The organism is Streptomyces sp. LZ34, from assembly GCF_053890475.1.
Genome location: NZ_CM132680.1, coordinates 2,721,572 through 2,740,353, shown reverse-complemented (window position 1 = coordinate 2,740,353; position 18,782 = coordinate 2,721,572). Strand labels below are relative to the sequence as shown.

Below are 18,782 nucleotides of genomic sequence, written 5' to 3'. Positions count from 1 at the left end.
CCGGGACGGCACCCCGAGACTGATGGAGGTGCGCGATGGACATGGAAGCCACCGCCATGCACTCGCTCTACCGGACCGCGAGCGCCAACGACGACAAGCGTCCCTTCTCCCGCGAGACCCTGCGGCGCATCGCCGGCTTCGCCCGCCCCCACCGCCGCCGCATCACCTTCTTCCTGGTCAGCAGCGTCGTCACGGCGGTGCTCGCGGTCGCCACCCCGCTGCTCGCCGGCCGGGTCGTGGACGCGATCGTGCACCGCTCGAGCCAGGACACCGTCCTCGGGATCGCGGCGCTCATCGCCGTCATCGCGGTCGCCGAGGCCGCGCTCGGCCTGCTCACCCGCTGGATGTCCGCGAACATCGGCGAAGGGCTCATCCTCGACCTGCGCACCGCCGTGTACGACCACGTCCAGCGCCTGCCCGTCGCCTTCTTCACCCGCACCCGCACCGGCGCCCTGGTCAGCCGCCTCAACAACGACGTCATCGGCGCGCAGCGGGCGTTCAGCGACACCCTCTCCGGGGTGGTCGGCAATATGGTCACCCTGCTGCTCACGCTCGTGGTGATGCTCGGCATCTCCTGGCAGATCACCCTGCTGGCGCTGCTGCTCCTGCCGATGTTCCTGCTGCCCGCCCGGCGCGTCGGGGGCAAGCTGGCGCGGCTGCGGCGCGAGGCGGCGGACCACAACGCCACCATGGGCACCCAGATGACCGAGCGCTTCTCCGCGCCCGGCGCCACGCTCGTCAAGCTCTTCGGCCGGCCGGACGAGGAGTCCGCCGAGTTCGCGGCGCGGGCCCGGCGGGTGCGCGACATCGGGGTGCGCACCGCGATGGTCCAGACCTCCTTCGTCACCGCCCTGACCCTCGTCTCCGCCCTGGCCCTCGCCCTCGTCTACGGCCTCGGCGGCTACTACGCGCTGCGCAGCGAACTCGACCCCGGCGCGGTCGTCGCCCTCGCCCTGCTGCTCACCCGCCTGTACGCGCCGCTGACCGCGCTCGCCGGCGCCCGGGTGGAGGTGATGAGCGCCCTGGTCAGCTTCGAGCGGGTCTTCGAGGTGCTGGACCTCAAGCCGCTGATCGCCGAGAAGCCGGACGCCCGCCCGGTGCCCGACGGGCCGGTGTCGGTGGAGTTCGACGGCGTGAACTTCGGCTACCCCTCGGCGGACAAGGTCTCCCTCGCCTCCCTGGAAGAGGTCGCGACCCTGGACACCCGTGGCGGGGAGCAGGTGCTGCACGAGGTGTCCTTCCGCGCCGAACCGGGGCAGATGGTCGCGCTGGTGGGCTCCTCGGGCGCCGGGAAGTCGACCATCGCGCAGCTGCTGCCCAGGCTCTACGACGCCGACGGCGGCGCCGTGCGGCTGTCCGGCGTGGACGTCCGCGACCTGACGGCCGAGTCGGTCCGCCGGACGCTCGGCATGGTCACCCAGGACGGCCACCTCTTCCACGACTCGATCCGCGCCAACCTGCTGCTGGCCCGGCCCGAGGCGGCGGAGGAGGAGCTGTGGGAGGTGCTGCGCCGGGCCCGGCTCGACGGGCTGATCGCGGCCCTGCCCGACGGCCTGGACACCGTGGTCGGCGAGCGCGGCTACCGGCTCTCCGGCGGCGAGCGCCAGCGGCTGACCATCGCCCGGCTGCTGCTGGCCCGCCCCCGCGTGGTGATCCTCGACGAGGCCACCGCCCACCTGGACTCCACCTCCGAGGCGGCCGTCCAGGAGGCGCTCGCCGAGGCGCTGGACGGGCGGACCGCGGTGGTCATCGCCCACCGGCTGTCGACCGTACGGGCCGCGGACCTCATCCTGGTCGTCGAGGACGGGCGGATCGTGGAGCGCGGCACGCACACCGCGCTGCTCGCGGTCGGCGGACGTTACGAGGAGCTGTACCGCACCCAGTTCGAGCAGCCGTCGCCCCTGAGCGAGGCGGCCCTGAGCGAGCCGGCCCTGAGCGAGCCGGCGCTGAACGAGCCGGCGCTGGTCGAGGCCCCGGCCCAGGCGTCCAAGGGCGCCCTGAACTGAGAGCGCGCGGGGGCACCTCCCAGCGGTAGCCGGGGGAGGACCAAGCCCTTGAAACAAGCCCTTGAAAAGAGAGCCGTAGGCTTGACTCCTCAAAGCCCCATCCCTCCCCGGAGCACATTTCCCGTGAGTCCCCAGCCCGGCCGTCCCCGCCGCAGCACCCCCGGCAAGCCCTACCGGCGCCCGAAGAAGGACCCCGTACGGATCCTCGCCTTCGAGGCGCTGCGGGCCGTCGACGAGCGCGACGCGTACGCGAACCTCGTCCTGCCACCGCTGCTGCGCAAGGCCCGCCAGGAGAGTACGGAGGCCAAGCCCTTCGACGCGCGGGACGCCGCGCTGGCGACCGAGCTGGTCTACGGCACGCTGCGGCGCCAGGGCACCTACGACGCGATCATCGCCGAGTGCGTGGACCGGCCGCTGCGCGAGGTGGACCCGCCCGTGCTGGATGTGCTCAGCCTCGGCGCGCACCAGCTGCTGGCCACCCGTATCCCCACCCACGCCGCCGTCTCGGCGAGCGTCGAGCTGGCGCGGGTGGTGCTCGGCGACGGGCGGGCGAAGTTCGTCAACGCGGTGCTGCGCAAGGTCGCGGCCGACGACCTCGACGGCTGGCTGGAGAAGGTCGCCCCGCCGTACGACGAGGACCCCGAGGAGCACCTGGCGGTCGTCCACTCGCATCCGCGGTGGGTCGTCTCCGCCCTGTGGGACGCGCTGGGCGGCGGCAGTGCCGGGGTCGAGGACCTGCTGGAGGCCGACAACGAACGGCCCGAGGTCACCCTCGTCGCCCGGCCCGGCCGGAGCACGGCCGAGGAGCTGATGGCGGCGGTCGGTGAGGGCTCCGCGCTGCCGGGCCGCTGGTCGCCGTACGCCGTGCGGCTCGCCGAGGGCGGCGAGCCGGGGGCGCTGGACGCGGTCCGCGAGGGGCGCGCGGGGGTGCAGGACGAGGGCAGCCAGCTGGTCGCCCTCGCGCTGGCGGGCGCGCCGCTGGACGGGCAGGACGAGCGCTGGCTGGACGGCTGCGCGGGCCCCGGCGGCAAGGCCGCGCTGCTCGCCGCGCTGGCCGCGGAGCGGGGCGCCGCGCTGCTCGCCGCCGAGAAGCAGCCGCACCGGGCGGGCCTGGTCGGGCGGGCGCTGGCGGGCAACCCCGGCCCGTACCAGGTGATCGCGGCGGACGGCACCCGGCCGCCGTGGCGGCCGGGCAGCTTCGACCGGGCCCTGGTGGACGTGCCCTGCACCGGGCTCGGCGCCCTGCGCCGCCGCCCCGAGGCGCGCTGGCGCCGCCGCCCCGAGGACCTGGCCGGCTTCGCGCCGCTACAGCGCGAGCTGCTGCGTCAGGCGCTGACCGCGGTGCGCGTGGGCGGCGTGGTCGGCTACGCGACCTGCTCGCCGCACCTCGCCGAGACACGGGCCGTGGTCGAGGACGTCCTCAAGGGCCGGGGCGGCCACGCGCCCGCCGCCGAGTGGATCGACGCCCGGCCGCTGATGCCCGGGGTGCCCCAGCTCGGGGACGGCCCGGATGTGCAGTTGTGGCCGCATCTGCACGGCACGGACGCGATGTATCTGGCCCTGCTGCGGCGCACGGCCTGACGACACGTCAAGAGGGGGACGCCCGCCGGGCGTCCCCCTCTTGTGTGTCCAACTACTAGGTTGAGCTATCTAGTTGGCGGTGCTACTGTCCTGCCCCGTGGACGGCTCATCGACGGAACGGCGGAGCCAGTGGCTGCGCGGCGTGCTGGATCTGTGCATTCTGGCGGTGCTGGAATCAGGTGAATCATACGGATATGAGCTGTCCCAGACCCTGGAGAAAACAGGGCTCGGCCCGGTCCCCGGCGGCACTCTCTACCCGGTCCTCACCCGCCTGCGCGGCAACGGCCTGGTGACCACCACGTGGCGGGAGCCCACCTCCGGCCCGGCCCGCAAGTACTACGCGCTCACCGACGAGGGACGCCGTGTGCTGCGGGAGAGCGGACGGGCGTGGAGCGAGTTCTCGGACCGGGTGAGCGACGTACTACGGAAAGGCGGATTGCCGTGAGAGACGACGAATGGCTGGAGCGGCTGTCCGCGGAGTTACGGCGGCGCGGTGTGGCCGAGGCCGTCATCGCCCAGACGACGGCGGAGACCCGGTCCCATCTGCGGGAGAGCGGGCGGGCCGCCCCCAGCGTGTTCGGCCTGCCCGAGGTTTTCGCGGCCCAGATCGCCGGCAGCGTGGCCCGGGAGCGCGGCGCGGTCATGGAACGGACCGCGGCGGAGCGGGGCCCGGCCCGGTCCGTGCTGCTTGCCGCGCGAGGGGTCGGCAAGCGGTACGGCCGACGCTGGGCGCTGCGCAACGTCGACCTGGAGGTGCGCGCCGGACAGGCGGCGGCCGTCGTCGGCGCGAACGGCGCGGGCAAGTCCACCTTCCTGCGGATCTGCGCGGGCCTGGAGAAGGCCGACGAGGGCCGGGTGGCGGTCGACGGTGCGGTCGGCTTCTGCCCCCAGTACGGCGGCACCCTGGACTTTCTGCTCCCCGAGGAGCACTTCGTACTGATCGGCGCGGGCCGGGACATGCGCCGCAAGCAGGCCAAGCGGGCGGGCCTGGACCTGGCCGCGCGGCTGGAGTGGAACGCCGCGGAGCGGACCCAGGCGCGCCATCTGTCCGGCGGCACCCGGCAGAAGCTCAATCTGGCCCTCGCCGGGATCGGGGACCCGGACGTCCTGCTGCTCGACGAGCCGTACCAAGGGTTCGACCAGGGGACCTATCTCGACTTCTGGGAGCAGGTCTGGCGCTGGCGTGACCAGGGCAAGGCGGTGATCGTCGTGACCCACCTGCTGGAGCAGCTGGACCGGGTCGACGTCGTGCTGGATCTGACGAGGGAGCGTACGTGGGCGTGAAACGGGCCTGGACGATCAGCGAGATGACCCTGCGGGACCTCGGCCGCCGCCGTGGCGTCCTGGTCCTGCTGGTCCTGGTGCCGCTGGTGTTCTATCTGGGGCGGCGCGAGGCCCACACCGGCCAGGCGATCAGATTCGTCCTCCTCGGCCTCGCCTTCACCATCAGCACCGCCGCCCTCTTCGTGACCTGCGCGGCGCGCTCGCTGGAGCCGCGGCTGCGGCTGTCCGGGTACCGGGTGGGGGAGCTGACCGCGGGCCGGCTGGTGGCCCTGGCCATCGTCGGTCTGCTGATCTCGGTGCCCTATCTGGCGGTCATCGCCGTGGACCAGCGGCCGCCGCGGCTCGCCGCCATCGCGGCTGCCATGGTGGTGGGTGTGGCGGTCGCGGCCCCGCTCGGCATGGTGCTCGGTGTGCTGATGCCGCGTGAGCTGGAGGGGGCGCTGCTGCTGATGGCCCTGGTCGGGGCGCAAATGATCACCGACCCGGCCACCACGTCGGCGAAAGTGCTGCCCTTCTGGTGCGTCCGGGAGATCGCCACCTACGCGATCGACCTGACCGGTGCCGAGCAGCTGAGCCGTGGCCTGCTGGCCGGCCTGGCCTACGGCGCGGCGCTCGCCGCGGCCGCCGGCGTCATCGCCTTCACCCGGCTGCGCGGCCGCGCAGCCTCCCCGGTCCGCCGCCCCGGCCACGCCCGGCCCTGAGTGCCGTCCCGGTCACGCCCGGCCCTGAGCACGGAGGTCCCGGTGCACCGCGCGGGCGACGGCCTCGACGGTGGCCACTCCGACGTCCATGGTGCGGTTGTCCTGGGTCAGCACCGTGATGGTGTAGCTGTGGCCACCACTCGTGAAGGCGCCGAGGCTGTGCACCCGCCAGCCGTGCGTGGCGCGGGACAGCCAGCCGTTCTTCACATGGATCCGCACGGTGTCCGGGGCGCCCGCCGGGGTGCCCCAGCGCTGGGAGGGCACGACCTTGCCCATCAGCTCGAGGATGTACGCGCGAGCGCCGTCGCTCAGCACCGAGTTCGGGGTGGTCACCAGGTCCAGGAGCCGCATCTCGTCGCGCGCGGTGATCTGGGTCAGGCCCCAGTGGTCGTCGGCGCCGGGGACGGTCCGGGTCATGCCCGCGGCCAGGAGAAACGACTTGATCTCGTCGGCGCCCAGCTGCCGCCACAGCGTGCTGGTGGCGGCGTTGTCCGACTTGGTGATCATGGCGGTGGCCAGGTCGGTCTCCCGCCGGGTGAGCTGCCGGTCGTGGTTCTCCGCGTCCCACAGCAAGGTGGCCAGGACGGTCACCTTGACCGCGCTCGCGGAGTCGAAGGCCCGGTCCGCGCGCAGTGTGCAGACCGTGCCGGTGGCGGGGTCGCGCAGGGCGATCGCGACCGTGTCGGGTCTGCCGCGCAGCGCCGTGGCGATGTCCGTGGAGAGCTTGGTGGCCAGCCCCGCCCTGGCGGAGGTGCAGACCGGCCGCCACGTCGCGGCCGTGGCGGTCCCCGCACCGGCGGCCGGTGCCACCAGCAGCCCCGCGGCCAGGGCCACGGGCAGCACGCCCCTCATGGGCCCGGACCAGCCCGATGTCGCGGATATTCGGTGTCGCGTCATGCGTGGCTTCTCATGTCTTCTCATTCCCCTGCCGGTCATTCCCCTGCCGGATCGGGGCGGCCGGAGGCCTTTCGGTGCGGCTTCGTGATCACCCGGGTCCATGGATCCGCGGCGGCCGTGGCAGGCTGGTGCCATGGCCGTGCAGATCAATCCCAGCATCCTGTCCGCCGACTTCTCCCGCCTGGCGGAGGAAGCCAAGGCCGTCGAGGGTGCCGACTGGCTCCATGTCGATGTGATGGACAACCACTTCGTTCCCAACCTGACTCTCGGCGTGCCGGTGGTCGAGGCGCTGGGCAAGGCGACGGACACGCCGCTGGACTGCCATCTGATGATCGAGGAGCCGGACCGCTGGGCCCCGCAGTACGTCGAGGCGGGCGCGGGCTCGGTGACCTTCCACGCCGAGGCCGCCGCCGCCCCCGTACGGCTGGCCCGCGAGATCCGGGCCAAGGGGGCCAGGGCGTCGATGGCGCTCAAGCCCGCCACCCCCATCGACCAGTACGAGGACCTGCTGCCCGAGCTGGACATGGTGCTGGTGATGACGGTTGAGCCGGGTTTCGGCGGGCAGGCGTTCCTCGACATCATGCTGCCGAAGATCCGCCGTACCCGCGAGCTGATCTCCAAGCACGGCCTGGAAATGTGGCTCCAGGTGGACGGCGGGGTCTCCGCCTCGACGATCGAGCGGTGCGCCGAGGCCGGGGCCGATGTGTTCGTCGCCGGGTCCGCGGTCTACGGGGCACAGGACCCGGCCAAGGCGGTGGAGGAGCTGCGCGGTCTGGCCCGACAGGCCACCCCCATAGCGCGGCGTGCGGAAGACGGGCCCGCGACCGCCCGATGAACTCATGAGTAAAGGGCAGATCAAGTCCGCCGTTTCTGACAGGATGAACGGTGAGTCCAGAACATAGGAAGCAGTGAGGAGACCGCGGTGTCGACGGGCCGTTCAGGCACGCGGATGGGACCCGCCGAACTGGTGCAGGCGGCCGCCATGGCGCGTCGCTTCTACCTCGAAGGCAAGTCCAAGATCCAGATTGCCGAGGAGTTCGGCGTCAGCCGCTTCAAGGTGGCGCGGGTACTGGAGACCGCGCTCGAGCGCGATCTGGTGCGCATCGAGATCCGGGTGCCCGCCGAGCTGGACGCGGAGCGCTCCGACGCGCTGCGCGCCCGGTACGGGCTGCGCCACGCGGTCGTCGTGGAGTCCCCGGCCGAGGCCGAGGCCGACACCCCGGACCCGGAGAACCTCGGCGAGGTCGCCGCGGACCTGCTGGGCGAGCTGGTGACCGAGGGCGATGTGCTGGGCCTGGCCTGGGGGCGCTCCACGATCCACATGGCCGCGGCCCTGCACCGGCTGCCCCCGTGCACGGTGGTCCAGCTCACCGGCGTGTACGACGCGGGCACCGCCGAGCGCGGCTCGGTCGAGGCGGTCCGGCGCGCCGCCGCCGTCTCCGGCGGCGAGGCGCACCCCATCTACGCGCCCATGCTGCTGCCCGACACGGCCACCGCGGACGCGCTGCGCGGCCAGACCGGCATCGCCCGCGCCTTCGAGTACTTCGACAAGGTCACCGTCGCCGCCGTCTCGATCGGCTCGTGGGAGGCCGGCATCTCGACGGTGTACGACATGCTGACCGAGCAGGAGCGGGCCCACTACGCGGGCCTCGGCGCCGCCGCCGAGATGTCGGCCCACCTCTTCGACGCCGAGGGCCGGCGCATCGGCCGGGACCTGGGCGAGCGGTGCATCACGGTGGAGGCCGACCGGCTGCGGCGGATCCCGGAGGTCGTCGCGATCGCGGGCGGCCGCCGCAAGGCCCCCGCGATCGGCGCGGTGCTCCGCTCCGGCCTGGTCACCAGCCTGGTCACGGACACCGCCGCCGCCGATCACCTGCTGCTGGAGACCGGCCCCGGCCCGCGCCCCGCGCTGGACCGGGCGGACCCCGACGGGCCGTAGGGCAGCGCGGGCGGCGTTGGACGATCAGACCAGCGGTTTCCCGGCCGTTCTGGATGATCGTCCCGCCCCCGTACCGGGGCCGACATGGGAGAATGAAGTACGTGCGTTTTCCTCGGCTTCCTTCGTCGAGGGCCAATTCCGAACGACTGGGAAGTTCCGAGCGTGCGTTTCCTCAATGATCAGCAGCCGCCCTACGACCTGACATACGACGACGTCTTCATGGTGCCCAGCCGCTCCGCGGTCGGCTCGCGCCAGGACGTGAACCTGTCCTCGCCCGACGGCAGCGGCACCACCATCCCGCTCGTGGTCGCCAACATGACCGCGATCGCCGGGCGGCGCATGGCCGAGACCGTCGCCCGTCGCGGCGGGATGGTCGTCATCCCGCAGGACATCCCGCTGGACGTGGTCACCGATGTCCTCGGCTGGGTCAAGCGGCGCCATCTCGTCCTGGACACGCCGATCGTGCTGGGCCCGACCGGGACGGTCGCCGACGCACTGGCGCTGCTGCCCAAGCGGGCCCACGGCGCGGGCGTGGTCGTGGAGAACGGCCGCCCGGTGGGCGTGGTCACCGAGTCCGATCTGACCGGCGTGGACCGCTTCACCCAGCTGAGCGAGGTGATGTCCCGGGAGCTGCTGCTGCTCGACGCGGACATCGACCCGCGTGAGGCCTTCAACCGCCTCGACGCCGCACACCGCAAGCTCGCCCCCGCGGTGGACGCGGACGGGCAGCTGGTCGGCATCCTGACCCGCAAGGGCGCGCTGCGCGCGACGCTCTACCGGCCCGCGGTGGACGCGGCCGGCCGGCTGCGGGTCGCCGCGGCCGTCGGGGTCAACGGCGATGTGCCGGGGCGTGCCAAGGCGCTGCTCGCGGCGGGGGTGGACACCCTGGTGGTGGACACCGCACACGGCCACCAGGAGTCGATGATCAGCGCGCTGAAGGCGGTCCGGGCGCTCGACCCGGACGTGCCGGTGGTCGCGGGCAACGTCGTCGCCGCCGAGGGCGTGCGTGACCTGATCGAGGCGGGCGCCGACATCGTGAAGGTGGGCGTCGGCCCCGGCGCCATGTGCACCACCCGGATGATGACGGGCGTGGGGCGGCCGCAGTTCTCCGCGGTGCTCGAATGTGCCGCCGAGGCGCGGAAGTTCGGCAAGCATGTGTGGGCGGACGGCGGCGTACGGCACCCGCGGGACGTCGCGATGGCGCTGGCCGCGGGCGCGTCCAATGTGATGATCGGCTCGTGGTTCGCCGGGACGTACGAGTCGCCCGGCGACCTTCAGCACACCGCCGACGGGCGGCCGTACAAGGAGAGCTTCGGCATGGCCTCCGCCCGCGCCGTGCGCAACCGCACCAGCGAGGAGTCGGCGTACGACCGGGCCCGCAAGGGGCTGTTCGAGGAGGGCATCTCCACCTCCCGGATGTTCCTGGACCCGGCCCGGCCGGGCGTCGAGGACCTGATCGACTCGATCGTCGCGGGCGTGCGCAGCTCCTGCACCTACGCGGGCGCGGGTTCGGTGGAGGAGTTCCACCAGCGGGCCGTGGTCGGGGTGCAGAGCGCCGCCGGCTACGCGGAGGGCCAGCCGCTCCACGCCAGTTGGGACTGAGCTGAGCGATCAGTGATGCTGTGTGGCCCCCGCTCGGCCGAGCGGGGGCCACGGCCGTACCCGGCGCAGGCGCGTGGCTGCGCTCATGGCTTGTCGCGCTGCTCGGCCCCCCGGGTGCGGGGCAGGGCGTGGCGCGGCGGGCTGGTCAGGGTGATCTGGCGCACCAGCTGGTGGAACGAGACCAGCGCGGCGACGGGCGGCAGCCCGGCGACGGCCATGCTGGGCGGGTCCTTGGGCGCGTGCGCGACGCAGAGGAAGACCGCGATGGTGGAGAAGAGCACCACCACCGCCCAGGAGTGCGCCGCGCCCCGGCGGTGCAGAGCGGCGCGCAGCACCGACAGCGAGGCGACCAGCCAGGGTCCGTAGACCAGCAGCGGCCACCACGCCGCCATGGACTCCGAGGTGCTGGGGGAGGCCAGATAGCGCAGCGGGCCGTAGGAGACCATCCCGCCGAGCACGCTCAGCATGGCCACGATCACCGTGGTGAGCGCCGCGAAGATCAGGCTGATCAGCTGAAGCCACGGCATGGTCGGCAGCCGGAAGCGGACCCGGCGGCGCCGCCCGCGGCCGCGGACATGCGCGGGGGAGCGGGCGGCGGGGAAGCTGCCGGTGGTCCGCTCGGGCGGCTCGTCGAGCAGGGAGCCGCCAGGCGGGTCGACAGGGGAGTCGCGAGGGGAGGAGACGGGAGAGGAGGCGGGGGCGGAGGTCTGGAGGAGCCGGGCCAGGTCCCCCTCCAGGTCCCACCGGCTCTCGATCGTCTCGGGGTCCGGCAGCGGGAAGCCCAGCGAGTCGTCGGGGGCCATGTCGAACCGCTCGCCGGGAGCGGGCCGGTAGCCGGCGGGAGGCGGGGGGCCGTAGCCGCCCGGCCTCGGCTCGGTGTACGTCATGCCTGTACGCCCGGTTCCGTGGGGCCGCAGCGGTGGACGAAGTCGGTCTCGATGCGGTTCAGGGTCCGCAGGAAGTCCTCCCACACCCGGGCGCAGTACTCGAGCGGAAGCCGCTCGTCCTCGCCCCCGTGGCCGCCGGGACGGCACCCGCCGTCCGGGCCGTGGGGGTCATGATCGGTGCTCTGCAGGCTGTCTGGGGTCACGTTCCCACCAACGAGGGCCAAATTGGTGCCGTATTGTGGCATTCGGGTGAAACGCGTGCCAGTGCGGCCCGGCCTCCCGCAACGATTCGCCGTACAGGCGCCCCATAGCTGGCCGCCGCGGCCGGCGACGGCGGGTTGTTCAACCTGCCCGCGCTGCTGGTCGTCCTGCTGGCCATGGCGTTTCTGCCTGGATGGTCTTCGGCGTCTGGATGGCCGTCGGCCTTGTGCTGTACTTCGCATACGGCATGCGCCGCTCCCGACTGGCCACGGCAGAAAAGTGACATCCCCGCAGTGCGACTGAACGATCTGGACGAACGCATCGTCCACGCCCTCGCCGAGGACGCCCGCCGCAGCTACGCCGACATCGGGGAGGAAGTCGGCCTCTCCGCCCCCGCGGTCAAGCGGCGGGTGGACCGGCTGCGGGCCGAGGGGGCCATCACCGGCTTCACCGTACGGGTCGACCCGGCCGCCCTCGGCTGGGAGACCGAGGGCTTCATCGAGCTCTACTGCCGCCGCAACACCTCGCCCGAGGACATCCACCGTGGTGTGACGCGCTACCCCGAGGTGGTCTCCGCGTCGACCGTCACCGGCGACGCGGACGCCATCGTCCAGGTCTTCGCCTCCGACATGCGCCACTTCGAACGCGTCCTGGAGCGGATCGCGGGCGAGCCCTTCGTGGAGCGCACCAAGTCCATCCTGGTCCTCTCGCCCCTCCTGCGCCGCTTCGGCTCGGGGGCGCCTGCCCAGCGGCTGTCCGGCGGGTCGTGAGGCCTGCGGCGGCCGCCGCTAGCGTTCACGGCCGAACGAAAGCAGCACTTCCAGGACGCGAAGCGCGCGCCCCCTGAGCTCCGGATCACGAGGGGGTCCGGGGCGGCGCAACGAATCGCCGTCGCGGGGCCGGAAGACGTAATGAATCGATGCCTGGCGCGCAACGGTCGCGCCTTGTCCGCCGATCTCGGGCCGACGTACCGTCTTTGTGCCGTGACATCCGTCCCGCCTGAATTCCTCCCGCCCGAAGGCCCCGCCCATGCCCCCGCTGCGCACCGCCCTGCTCCAGAGCTCCGGCCACCCCGGCGAGACCGCCCAGAACCTCAAGGTCCTCGACGAGGCGGCCGGGCGCGCGGCGGCGGCCGGGGCCGGGCTGCTGATCGCCCCGGAGCTGTTCCTCACCGGATACGCGATCGGCGACGGTGTGCGGCGGCTGGCCGAGGCGGCCGACGGGCCGGGCGGCCGGGCGGTGGCCCGCATCGCCGCCACCCACGGGCTGGCCGTCCTCTACGGCTACCCGGAGCGCGCGGGGGAGGCATCCGACGGGGACGGCGCGATCTTCAACTCCGCGCGGCTGGTCGGTCCCGACGGCGCCGAGCTCGCGAACTACCGCAAGACCCATCTCTTCGGCGACTTCGAGCGCGCGTGGTTCACCCCCGGCGACACCCCCGTCGTCCAGGCCGAGCTCGGCGGCGTACGCCTGGGCATCATGATCTGCTACGACGTGGAGTTCCCCGAGAACGTCCGGGCCCACGCCCTGGCCGGGACCGATCTGCTTCTGGTGCCCACCGCGCAGATGCACCCCTTCCAGTTCGTGGCCGAGGCCCTCGTCCCGGTGCGCGCCTTCGAGAGCCAGCTGTACATCGCGTATGTCAACCGCACCGGGCCCGAGGGCGACTTCGACTTCATCGGGCTGAGCTGTCTGGCCGCGCCCGACGGCACGGTCAAGGCCCGTGCCGGGCGCGGCGATGAGCTGGCCTTCGGCGAGGTGGATCCGGGGCTGCTCGCCGCCTCGCGCGCCGCGAACCCGTATCTGGGCGACCGCAGGCCCGAGCTGTACACCCCCCTGACCTGACCCCGCCCCGCCCCGCCGCGCCCTCTCGCTCACCCCCCCCGCAAGGAGTCCGTACCCGATGACGTCCATGGTGCCCACTGCCGTCCACGACCAGCAGGACGACCGGCAGTCCGACCTCCCGCCGCTGACCATGTTCGGCCCGGACTTCCCCTACGCCTACGACGACTACCTCGCCCACCCCGCGGGCCTCGGCCAGATCCCCGCGACCGAGCACGGCGCCGAGGTCGCGGTCATCGGCGGCGGGCTGTCCGGCATCGTCGCCGCGTACGAGTTGATGAAGATGGGCCTGAAGCCGGTCGTCCACGAGGCCGACCGCATCGGCGGGCGGCTGCGCACCGTCGGCTTCGAGGGCTGCGATCCGTCGCTGACCGCCGAGATGGGCGCGATGCGCTTCCCGCCCAGCTCCACCGCGCTCCAGCACTACATCGACCTGGTGGGCCTGACGACCCGGCCCTTCCCCAACCCCCTCGCGCCCGACACCCCTTCGACCGTCGTCGACCTGAAGGGCGAGTCGCATTACGCGCGCACCCTGGAGGACCTGCCCGAGGTCTACCACCAGGTGATGGAGGCCTGGAACGCCTGCCTGGAGGAGGGCGCCGACTTCTCCGCCATGCAGCGCGCCATCCGCGAGCGTGACGTCCCGCGGATCCGGGAGATCTGGTCCCGCCTGGTCGCGGGGCTCGACAACCAGACCTTCTACGGCTACCTCTGCGACTCCCCGGCCTTCGCCTCCTTCCGGCACCGCGAGATCTTCGGCCAGGTCGGCTTCGGCACCGGCGGCTGGGACACCGACTTCCCGAACTCCATCCTGGAGATCCTGCGCGTGGTCTACACCGGCGCGGACGACGACCACCGCGGCATCGTGGGCGGCAGCCAGCAGCTGCCGCTGCGGCTGTGGGAGCGCGAGCCGCGCAAGCTCGTGCACTGGGCGCCGGGCACCTCGCTGGCCTCCCTGCACGGCGGCCGGCCGCGCCCGGCCGTCACCCGACTGCACCGCGCGGCGGGCGACCGCATCGTGGTCACCGACGCGGCGGGCGACATCCGCTCCTACCAGGCCGTGGTCTTCACCGCGCAGTCCTGGATGCTGCTGTCGAAGATCGAGTGCGATGACTCGCTCTTCCCCATCGACCACTGGACGGCGATGGAGCGCACCCACTACATGGAGTCCAGCAAGCTGTTCGTGCCGGTGGACCGCCCCTTCTGGCTGGACAAGGACGAGGTCACCGGGCGGGACGTGATGAGCATGACCCTCACCGACCGCATGACCCGCGGCACCTATCTGCTGGACGACGGGCCGGACCGGCCCGCCGTCATCTGCCTCTCGTACACCTGGTGCGACGACAGCCTCAAATGGCTGCCGCTGTCAGCGAACGAGCGCATGGAGGTCATGCTCAAGTCGCTGTCGGAGATCTATCCGAAGGTCGACGTCCGCAAGCACATCATCGGCAGCCCGGTCACCGTCTCCTGGGAGAACGAGCCCTACTTCATGGGCGCGTTCAAGGCCAACCTGCCCGGCCACTACCGCTACCAGCGCCGCCTGTTCACGCACTTCATGCAGGACCGCCTCCCGGCCGACCGGCGCGGCGTCTTCCTCGCGGGCGACGACATCTCCTGGACCGCGGGGTGGGCCGAGGGCGCCGTACAGACCGCGCTCAACGCGGTGTGGGGCGTGATGACCCACTTCGGCGGGCGGACGGACCCGAAGAACCCGGGCCCGGGCGATGTCTACGACGAGATCACGCCGGTCGAACTCCCCGAGGACTGACCGCCGGTCGGGTCCGAGACGGGCAGCGGGGTGAGCAGAAACCGCCCCACCAGCCCGACGCCCTCGTCGACGCGCTCGGCGAACTCCTCGGCCAGCTCCGGCAGTCCGCGCAGCCCCCACAGGGCGCGGAACGCCGCCCATGCGGCGCCCCGCGCCTTGTCCAGGCTCCACGAGCCCACCAGATGGGTGAGCGGATCGGCCACGTCCAGCAGATCGGGGCCGGGCATCAGGTCCTCGCGGATCCGCTCCTCCAGCCCGGTGAGCAGGGTGCCGACCCGGTCGAAGTCGCCTTCCAGGTCCTCCGGTTCGGCCTTCCTCGCCCGGCAGGTGTCCACGAGCGCCAGGGCCAGGTCATGGCCGATGTGCGCATTCATCCCCGCCAGCGCGAACTGAAGCGGACGGACCGCCGGATGGCGCCGCAGCTGGAACAGCGGCCGCCAGCAGGCTGGCGGCCGCCGCCCCGCCACCACCGCGTCGACCGCGGCCAGATAGCGGGCGGCGAAGCGCACATCCAGGTCCTCGGTGGCGGCGGGGTCCTGGAACCAGCCGTCCGTGAGCCGGCGGCCGACCTCCTCGGTGACCGCCAGATACACCCGGTTGAAGACCGCCACCCCGTCCCGGGGCGGCAGCGCGGCGCCGAGCGCGCGCATCCGCGCCACGACACCCTCCACGGTCCGCGGCGCGCGCCGCTCGGCCGACGTCGTCATGGACGCAAGCGTCGCAGCCGAGCCGCGGCCCGTCCGGCCGTACGCCGCCGCTTCCCCGAAACGGGCTAACGAGCCCCCGTCACAGCGCCCCCGCGTCGAGGGCCGTCCACAGCGTCGGATACAGGGGGCGCCAGCCCAGCTCGGCGCGGAGCCGGGCGTTGGAGCACACCCCGTGCCAGGGGTCGGGGTCGCTGCGGTCCGCCATGCCCTCCGGCAGCGGAACGCCGTTGACCTGGTGCAGCTCCACCGCCGTGACGGGCGCGTCATCGACGATGTTGTACGTCCGCCCGGCCACCCCCGGCGCGGTCAGCAGCCGCAGCAGCCCCTGAGCCACATCCGCGTGATGCACCAGCTGTAGCCGCTGATGGCCCGCCCACTGCCCCGCCCACCTCAGCGAGTCCGCCAGATGCGGGTCGCCCTCCCCGTACACGAAGGACAGCCTGCCGATCCGGACGTCCAGACCGCGCTCGCGGTGCAGCTCCAGCAGCCCCTGCTCGGCCTCGGCCTTGGACGCGGGGTAGGCGCCCCACATCGGCCCGCCCGACACCGTCTCGTCGTCCTCGAGCAGCGGCCGGCCGCGCCCCTGCGCGTAGACCAGGTTGGTGCTGACCTGGACGAAGCGCCCGACGCCCGCCTCCAGCGCGGCCCGGGCGAGGCCGAGGGCCGCGTCGCGGTTGACCGCCCACGCCTCGTCGTCCGGCACCCCCCGGAACGCCGCCGCCACATTGACCACCGCGTCCACCCCGGCCAGCGCCTTGCGCACGTCCTGCTCCTCGCGCACATCGCCGACCGCCACCTGCGCGCCGAGCGCGGCGAAAGGCGCGCCCTTCGCCTCGTCGCGCACCAGCACCCGCACCTCGTCCCCGGGCGCGCCCCACTGGAGCAGCCGCGGCGCGAACCGCGCTCCCACCTTGCCGGTCACCCCGGTCACCAACGTCAGCATGCGCCGACTCCTTTCGTCGGTTGGCTCGTTGCGCTTCGGCAACGACCCTGCGGGAGTCCGCGGCCGACCGGGAGAGCACCGCCGATCCAGGGACCGGCAGACCCTGGATGGGGAGCCGGGGACCGGCGATCCTTGAGGAGTGGACCGCTCTCAACTCGCCGACTTCCTCCGCCGCTGCCGCACCCGGCTCTCACCCGCCGACGTCGGGCTGGGCCCGGGCGCGCGCCGCCGCACCCCCGGGCTGCGCCGCGAGGAGGTGGCCCAGCTCACCGGCATGTCCACCGACTACTACACCCGCCTGGAGCAGGCCCGCGGCCCGCGCCCGTCCCGGCAGATGCTGGCCGCGCTGGCCCGTGCGCTGCGCCTCACCGACGACGAGCGCGACCACCTGTTCCACCTGGTGGGGGAGGAGCCGCCGCGCGACCGGTCCACCTCCGGGCATGTGCGGCCCGGCCTGCTGCGGGTCCTGGACCGGCTGTACGACACCCCGGCGCAGGTGATCAACGACTGGGGCGAGGTGCTGGCGCAGAACGCGATGGCCGCCGCCCTGTCCGGCGACATCAGCGCCCGGCCGCCGGGGCAGCGCAACATGATCCGCCGGTACTTCACCGAGCCGGACGTGCGCCGGCTCGTCCCGCCCGAGGACTGGGAGGAGCACGCGCGCGCCCATGTCGCGAGCCTCCGGGCCGTGCTGGCCGCCCGCCCCGACGACCCCGGCCCGGCGGCGCTCGTCGCCGAGCTGAGGGCAGCCAGCCAGGAATTCGCCGCGCTGTGGGAGGCGCATGAGGTCGCCGTGCGGCGCTCGGCGGTCAAGCGCTTTCTGCACCCCGTGGTGGGGCTGCTGGAGCTGGACTGCGAGGTGCTGCTGAGCTCCGAGCACGCCCAGCGGCTCATCGTCCACTCGGCCCGCCCGGGCACCGAGTCCTACGAGCGGCTGGAGCTGCTGCGGGTGGTGGGCCTCCAGGACCTCGCGGCGCCTACGTAGCTCAGAGCTTCGCGGGCGTCCCGGCCGCCGTGGGCTCGTCGTCGTACGCGCTGGTGCCCGCGTCCAGCAGCGGTTCCTCCCGCTTCATATGGGCCGGGGCCAGCGCGCGCAGCAGGTGGTAGCCGCTGAGCACGACCACCGTGCCCAGCGCGATCCCGCTGAGCTCGAAGTTGTCGCCGACCTTGAGGCCGACCCCGCCGACGCCGATGACCACACCGGCCGCGACCGGCACCAGGTTGAGCGGATTACGCAGGTCCACCTTGTTGTGCACCCAGATCTGGGCGCCGAGCAGCCCGATCATGCCGTACAGGATGACGGTGATCCCGCCCAGCACGCCGCCGGGTATCGCCGCGACGACCGCCCCGAACTTGGGGCACAGCCCGAAGAGCAGCGCGAAGCCGGCCGCGGCCCAGTAGGCGGCGGTGGAGTAGACGCGGGAGGCCGCCATGACGCCGATGTTCTCGGAGTACGTGGTGTTGGCCGGGCCGCCGACCGCCGTGGAGAGCATGGTGGCCGCGCCGTCCGCCGCGATGGCGGTGCCGAGGGTGTCGTCGAGCGGCTCGCCGGTCATCTCGCCGACCGCCTTCACATGCCCGGCGTTCTCGGCGATCAGCGCGATGACGACCGGCAGGGCGACCAGGACGGCCGACCACTGGAAGCTGGGCGCGTGAACGGAGGGCAGGCCGATCCAGTCCGCCTTGGACACCCCGGACAGGTCGAGCCGCCAGTGGTCGGTGATCCGTCCGCTGCCGTCCGCCGAGTGGATCTTGCCGAAGACGCGGTCGAAGAGCCAGGAGATCGCGTAGCCGAAGACCAGGCCGAGGAAGATCGCGACACGCGACCAGAAGCCGCGCAGACAGACCACGGCGAGCCCGGTGAAGAGCATGGTCAGCAGCGCCGTCCACTGGTCGGCGGGCCAGTATGTGTGCGCCGTCACCGGCGCGAGGTTGAAGCCGATGAGCATGACCACCGCGCCCGTGACCACCGGCGGCATCGTCACGTGGATGATGCGCGCGCCGAACGTGCGCACCGCCAGGCCGCTCAGGAACAGCACCCCGCCGACCACCAGGATCGCGCCGGTGACGGCGGCGCTGCCCCCGCCCTGCGCCCTGATCACGGCGGCCACGCCGACGAAGGAGAGGCTGCAGCCCAGATAGCTGGGCACCCGGCCGCGGGTCGCCAGCAGGAACAGGATGGTCGCGACCCCGGACATCATGATCGCGAGATTGGGGTCGAGCCCCATGAGCACCGGGGCCACGAACGTTGCAACGGGAGTACATGGCTGGCCGAAGGTCGGACAGTTTCTGATTGCCCCGATGCGGGCTCCGATCAGCTCACGGAACCCGTTTCATGTCGCTCGGACAGTTATACGTGCAGGTGAGGGAGCGCGGGGGTGGTGCGAGTGATCGGCCGTGGGTCTTGTACTTTCTTTCGGTAAC

The 18,782-nt window shown here is 72.8% G+C and carries 17 protein-coding genes and 2 pseudogenes; 13 read left to right on the top strand and 6 right to left on the bottom strand.

Annotated features, from left to right (window positions below; translation table 11 throughout):
- Positions 1-35 precede the first annotated feature (35 nt).
- From ACWY4P_RS10010 to ACWY4P_RS09990, 5 genes are all read left to right on the top strand, one after another.
- Positions 36-2,006 carry an ABC transporter ATP-binding protein gene (locus ACWY4P_RS10010; protein WP_456209990.1) on the top strand — a complete coding sequence of 657 codons (1,971 nt, stop codon included), beginning with the start codon at positions 36-38 and terminating at the stop codon, positions 2,004-2,006.
- Positions 2,007-2,129: 123 nt separating this feature from the next.
- Positions 2,130-3,587, top strand: a complete 1,458-nt coding sequence (locus tag ACWY4P_RS10005; RefSeq protein WP_456209989.1) for an RsmB/NOP family class I SAM-dependent RNA methyltransferase — start codon at positions 2,130-2,132, stop codon at positions 3,585-3,587.
- 97 nt (positions 3,588-3,684) lie between these two features.
- Positions 3,685-4,032: a PadR family transcriptional regulator gene (locus tag ACWY4P_RS10000; protein WP_456209988.1), complete on the top strand. Its 348-nt coding sequence runs from the start codon at positions 3,685-3,687 to the stop codon at positions 4,030-4,032.
- Positions 4,029-4,871, top strand: a complete 843-nt coding sequence (locus ACWY4P_RS09995) for an ATP-binding cassette domain-containing protein (protein ID WP_456209987.1) — start codon at positions 4,029-4,031, stop codon at positions 4,869-4,871. The genes ACWY4P_RS10000 and ACWY4P_RS09995 overlap by 4 nt, the downstream gene beginning before the upstream one ends.
- Complete coding sequence (locus ACWY4P_RS09990) at positions 4,862-5,572, top strand: ABC transporter permease (protein ID WP_456209986.1); 711 nt, start codon at positions 4,862-4,864, stop codon at positions 5,570-5,572. Before ACWY4P_RS09995 ends, ACWY4P_RS09990 begins: the two co-directional genes overlap by 10 nt.
- A gap of 12 nt (positions 5,573-5,584) precedes the next feature.
- Here the strand turns inward: ACWY4P_RS09990 and ACWY4P_RS09985 are convergent, their stop codons facing one another.
- Positions 5,585-6,469 (bottom strand): serine hydrolase, encoded by an 885-nt coding sequence (locus ACWY4P_RS09985; RefSeq protein WP_456209985.1) that lies wholly within the window; start codon positions 6,467-6,469, stop codon positions 5,585-5,587.
- A gap of 133 nt (positions 6,470-6,602) precedes the next feature.
- Here ACWY4P_RS09985 and rpe point away from each other — a divergent pair, with 133 nt between their 5' ends.
- The 3 genes from rpe (at position 6,603) to ACWY4P_RS09970 (ending at position 10,010) form a co-directional block, all read left to right on the top strand.
- A complete protein-coding gene (gene rpe / locus ACWY4P_RS09980) occupies positions 6,603-7,304 on the top strand; it encodes a ribulose-phosphate 3-epimerase (protein ID WP_456209984.1) in 702 nt (233 codons plus the stop codon).
- 114 nt (positions 7,305-7,418) lie between these two features.
- Positions 7,419-8,408, top strand: coding sequence for a sugar-binding transcriptional regulator (locus ACWY4P_RS09975; RefSeq protein ID WP_456209983.1), 990 nt, complete (start codon positions 7,419-7,421; stop codon positions 8,406-8,408).
- A gap of 162 nt (positions 8,409-8,570) precedes the next feature.
- The gene (locus ACWY4P_RS09970; protein WP_456209982.1) at positions 8,571-10,010 is read left to right on the top strand and encodes a GuaB1 family IMP dehydrogenase-related protein; all 1,440 of its coding nucleotides are present in this window, start codon (positions 8,571-8,573) and stop codon (positions 10,008-10,010) included.
- A gap of 83 nt (positions 10,011-10,093) precedes the next feature.
- Here the strand turns inward: ACWY4P_RS09970 and ACWY4P_RS09965 are convergent, their stop codons facing one another.
- The gene (locus ACWY4P_RS09965) at positions 10,094-10,897 is read right to left on the bottom strand and encodes a DUF2637 domain-containing protein (RefSeq protein ID WP_456209981.1); all 804 of its coding nucleotides are present in this window, start codon (positions 10,895-10,897) and stop codon (positions 10,094-10,096) included.
- Positions 10,894-11,100: a hypothetical protein gene (locus ACWY4P_RS09960; RefSeq protein ID WP_456209980.1), complete on the bottom strand. Its 207-nt coding sequence runs from the start codon at positions 11,098-11,100 to the stop codon at positions 10,894-10,896. The genes ACWY4P_RS09965 and ACWY4P_RS09960 overlap by 4 nt, the downstream gene beginning before the upstream one ends.
- Before the next feature lie 188 nt (positions 11,101-11,288).
- Here ACWY4P_RS09960 and ACWY4P_RS09955 point away from each other — a divergent pair.
- The 4 genes and pseudogenes from ACWY4P_RS09955 to ACWY4P_RS09940 form a co-directional block, all read left to right on the top strand.
- A pseudogene (locus ACWY4P_RS09955) lies at positions 11,289-11,381 on the top strand (hypothetical protein); the annotation flags it as partial.
- A 10-nt stretch (positions 11,382-11,391) separates the two neighbouring features.
- Positions 11,392-11,868, top strand: a complete 477-nt coding sequence (locus ACWY4P_RS09950; RefSeq protein ID WP_456209979.1) for an Lrp/AsnC family transcriptional regulator — start codon at positions 11,392-11,394, stop codon at positions 11,866-11,868.
- A gap of 259 nt (positions 11,869-12,127) precedes the next feature.
- Complete coding sequence (locus ACWY4P_RS09945) at positions 12,128-12,943, top strand: carbon-nitrogen hydrolase family protein (protein ID WP_456209978.1); 816 nt, start codon at positions 12,128-12,130, stop codon at positions 12,941-12,943.
- A gap of 58 nt (positions 12,944-13,001) precedes the next feature.
- Complete coding sequence (locus tag ACWY4P_RS09940; protein ID WP_456209977.1) at positions 13,002-14,708, top strand: flavin monoamine oxidase family protein; 1,707 nt, start codon at positions 13,002-13,004, stop codon at positions 14,706-14,708.
- On the opposite strand, the gene ACWY4P_RS09935 is transcribed toward ACWY4P_RS09940, so the two are convergent.
- Both ACWY4P_RS09935 and ACWY4P_RS09930 read right to left on the bottom strand, forming a co-directional pair.
- Positions 14,669-15,415 carry a DUF5995 family protein gene (locus ACWY4P_RS09935; RefSeq protein WP_456209976.1) on the bottom strand — a complete coding sequence of 249 codons (747 nt, stop codon included), beginning with the start codon at positions 15,413-15,415 and terminating at the stop codon, positions 14,669-14,671. The two genes, ACWY4P_RS09940 and ACWY4P_RS09935, sit on opposite strands and share 40 nt — an antisense overlap.
- A gap of 79 nt (positions 15,416-15,494) precedes the next feature.
- Positions 15,495-16,358, bottom strand: coding sequence for an NAD-dependent epimerase/dehydratase family protein (locus ACWY4P_RS09930; RefSeq protein WP_456209975.1), 864 nt, complete (start codon positions 16,356-16,358; stop codon positions 15,495-15,497).
- 139 nt (positions 16,359-16,497) lie between these two features.
- Here ACWY4P_RS09930 and ACWY4P_RS09925 point away from each other — a divergent pair, with 139 nt between their 5' ends.
- Positions 16,498-17,343: a helix-turn-helix transcriptional regulator gene (locus ACWY4P_RS09925; RefSeq protein ID WP_456209974.1), complete on the top strand. Its 846-nt coding sequence runs from the start codon at positions 16,498-16,500 to the stop codon at positions 17,341-17,343.
- A 1-nt stretch (position 17,344) separates the two neighbouring features.
- Here ACWY4P_RS09925 and ACWY4P_RS09920 read toward each other — a convergent pair.
- A pseudogene (locus ACWY4P_RS09920) lies at positions 17,345-18,610 on the bottom strand (uracil-xanthine permease family protein); the annotation flags it as partial.
- Positions 18,611-18,782 lie beyond the last annotated feature (172 nt).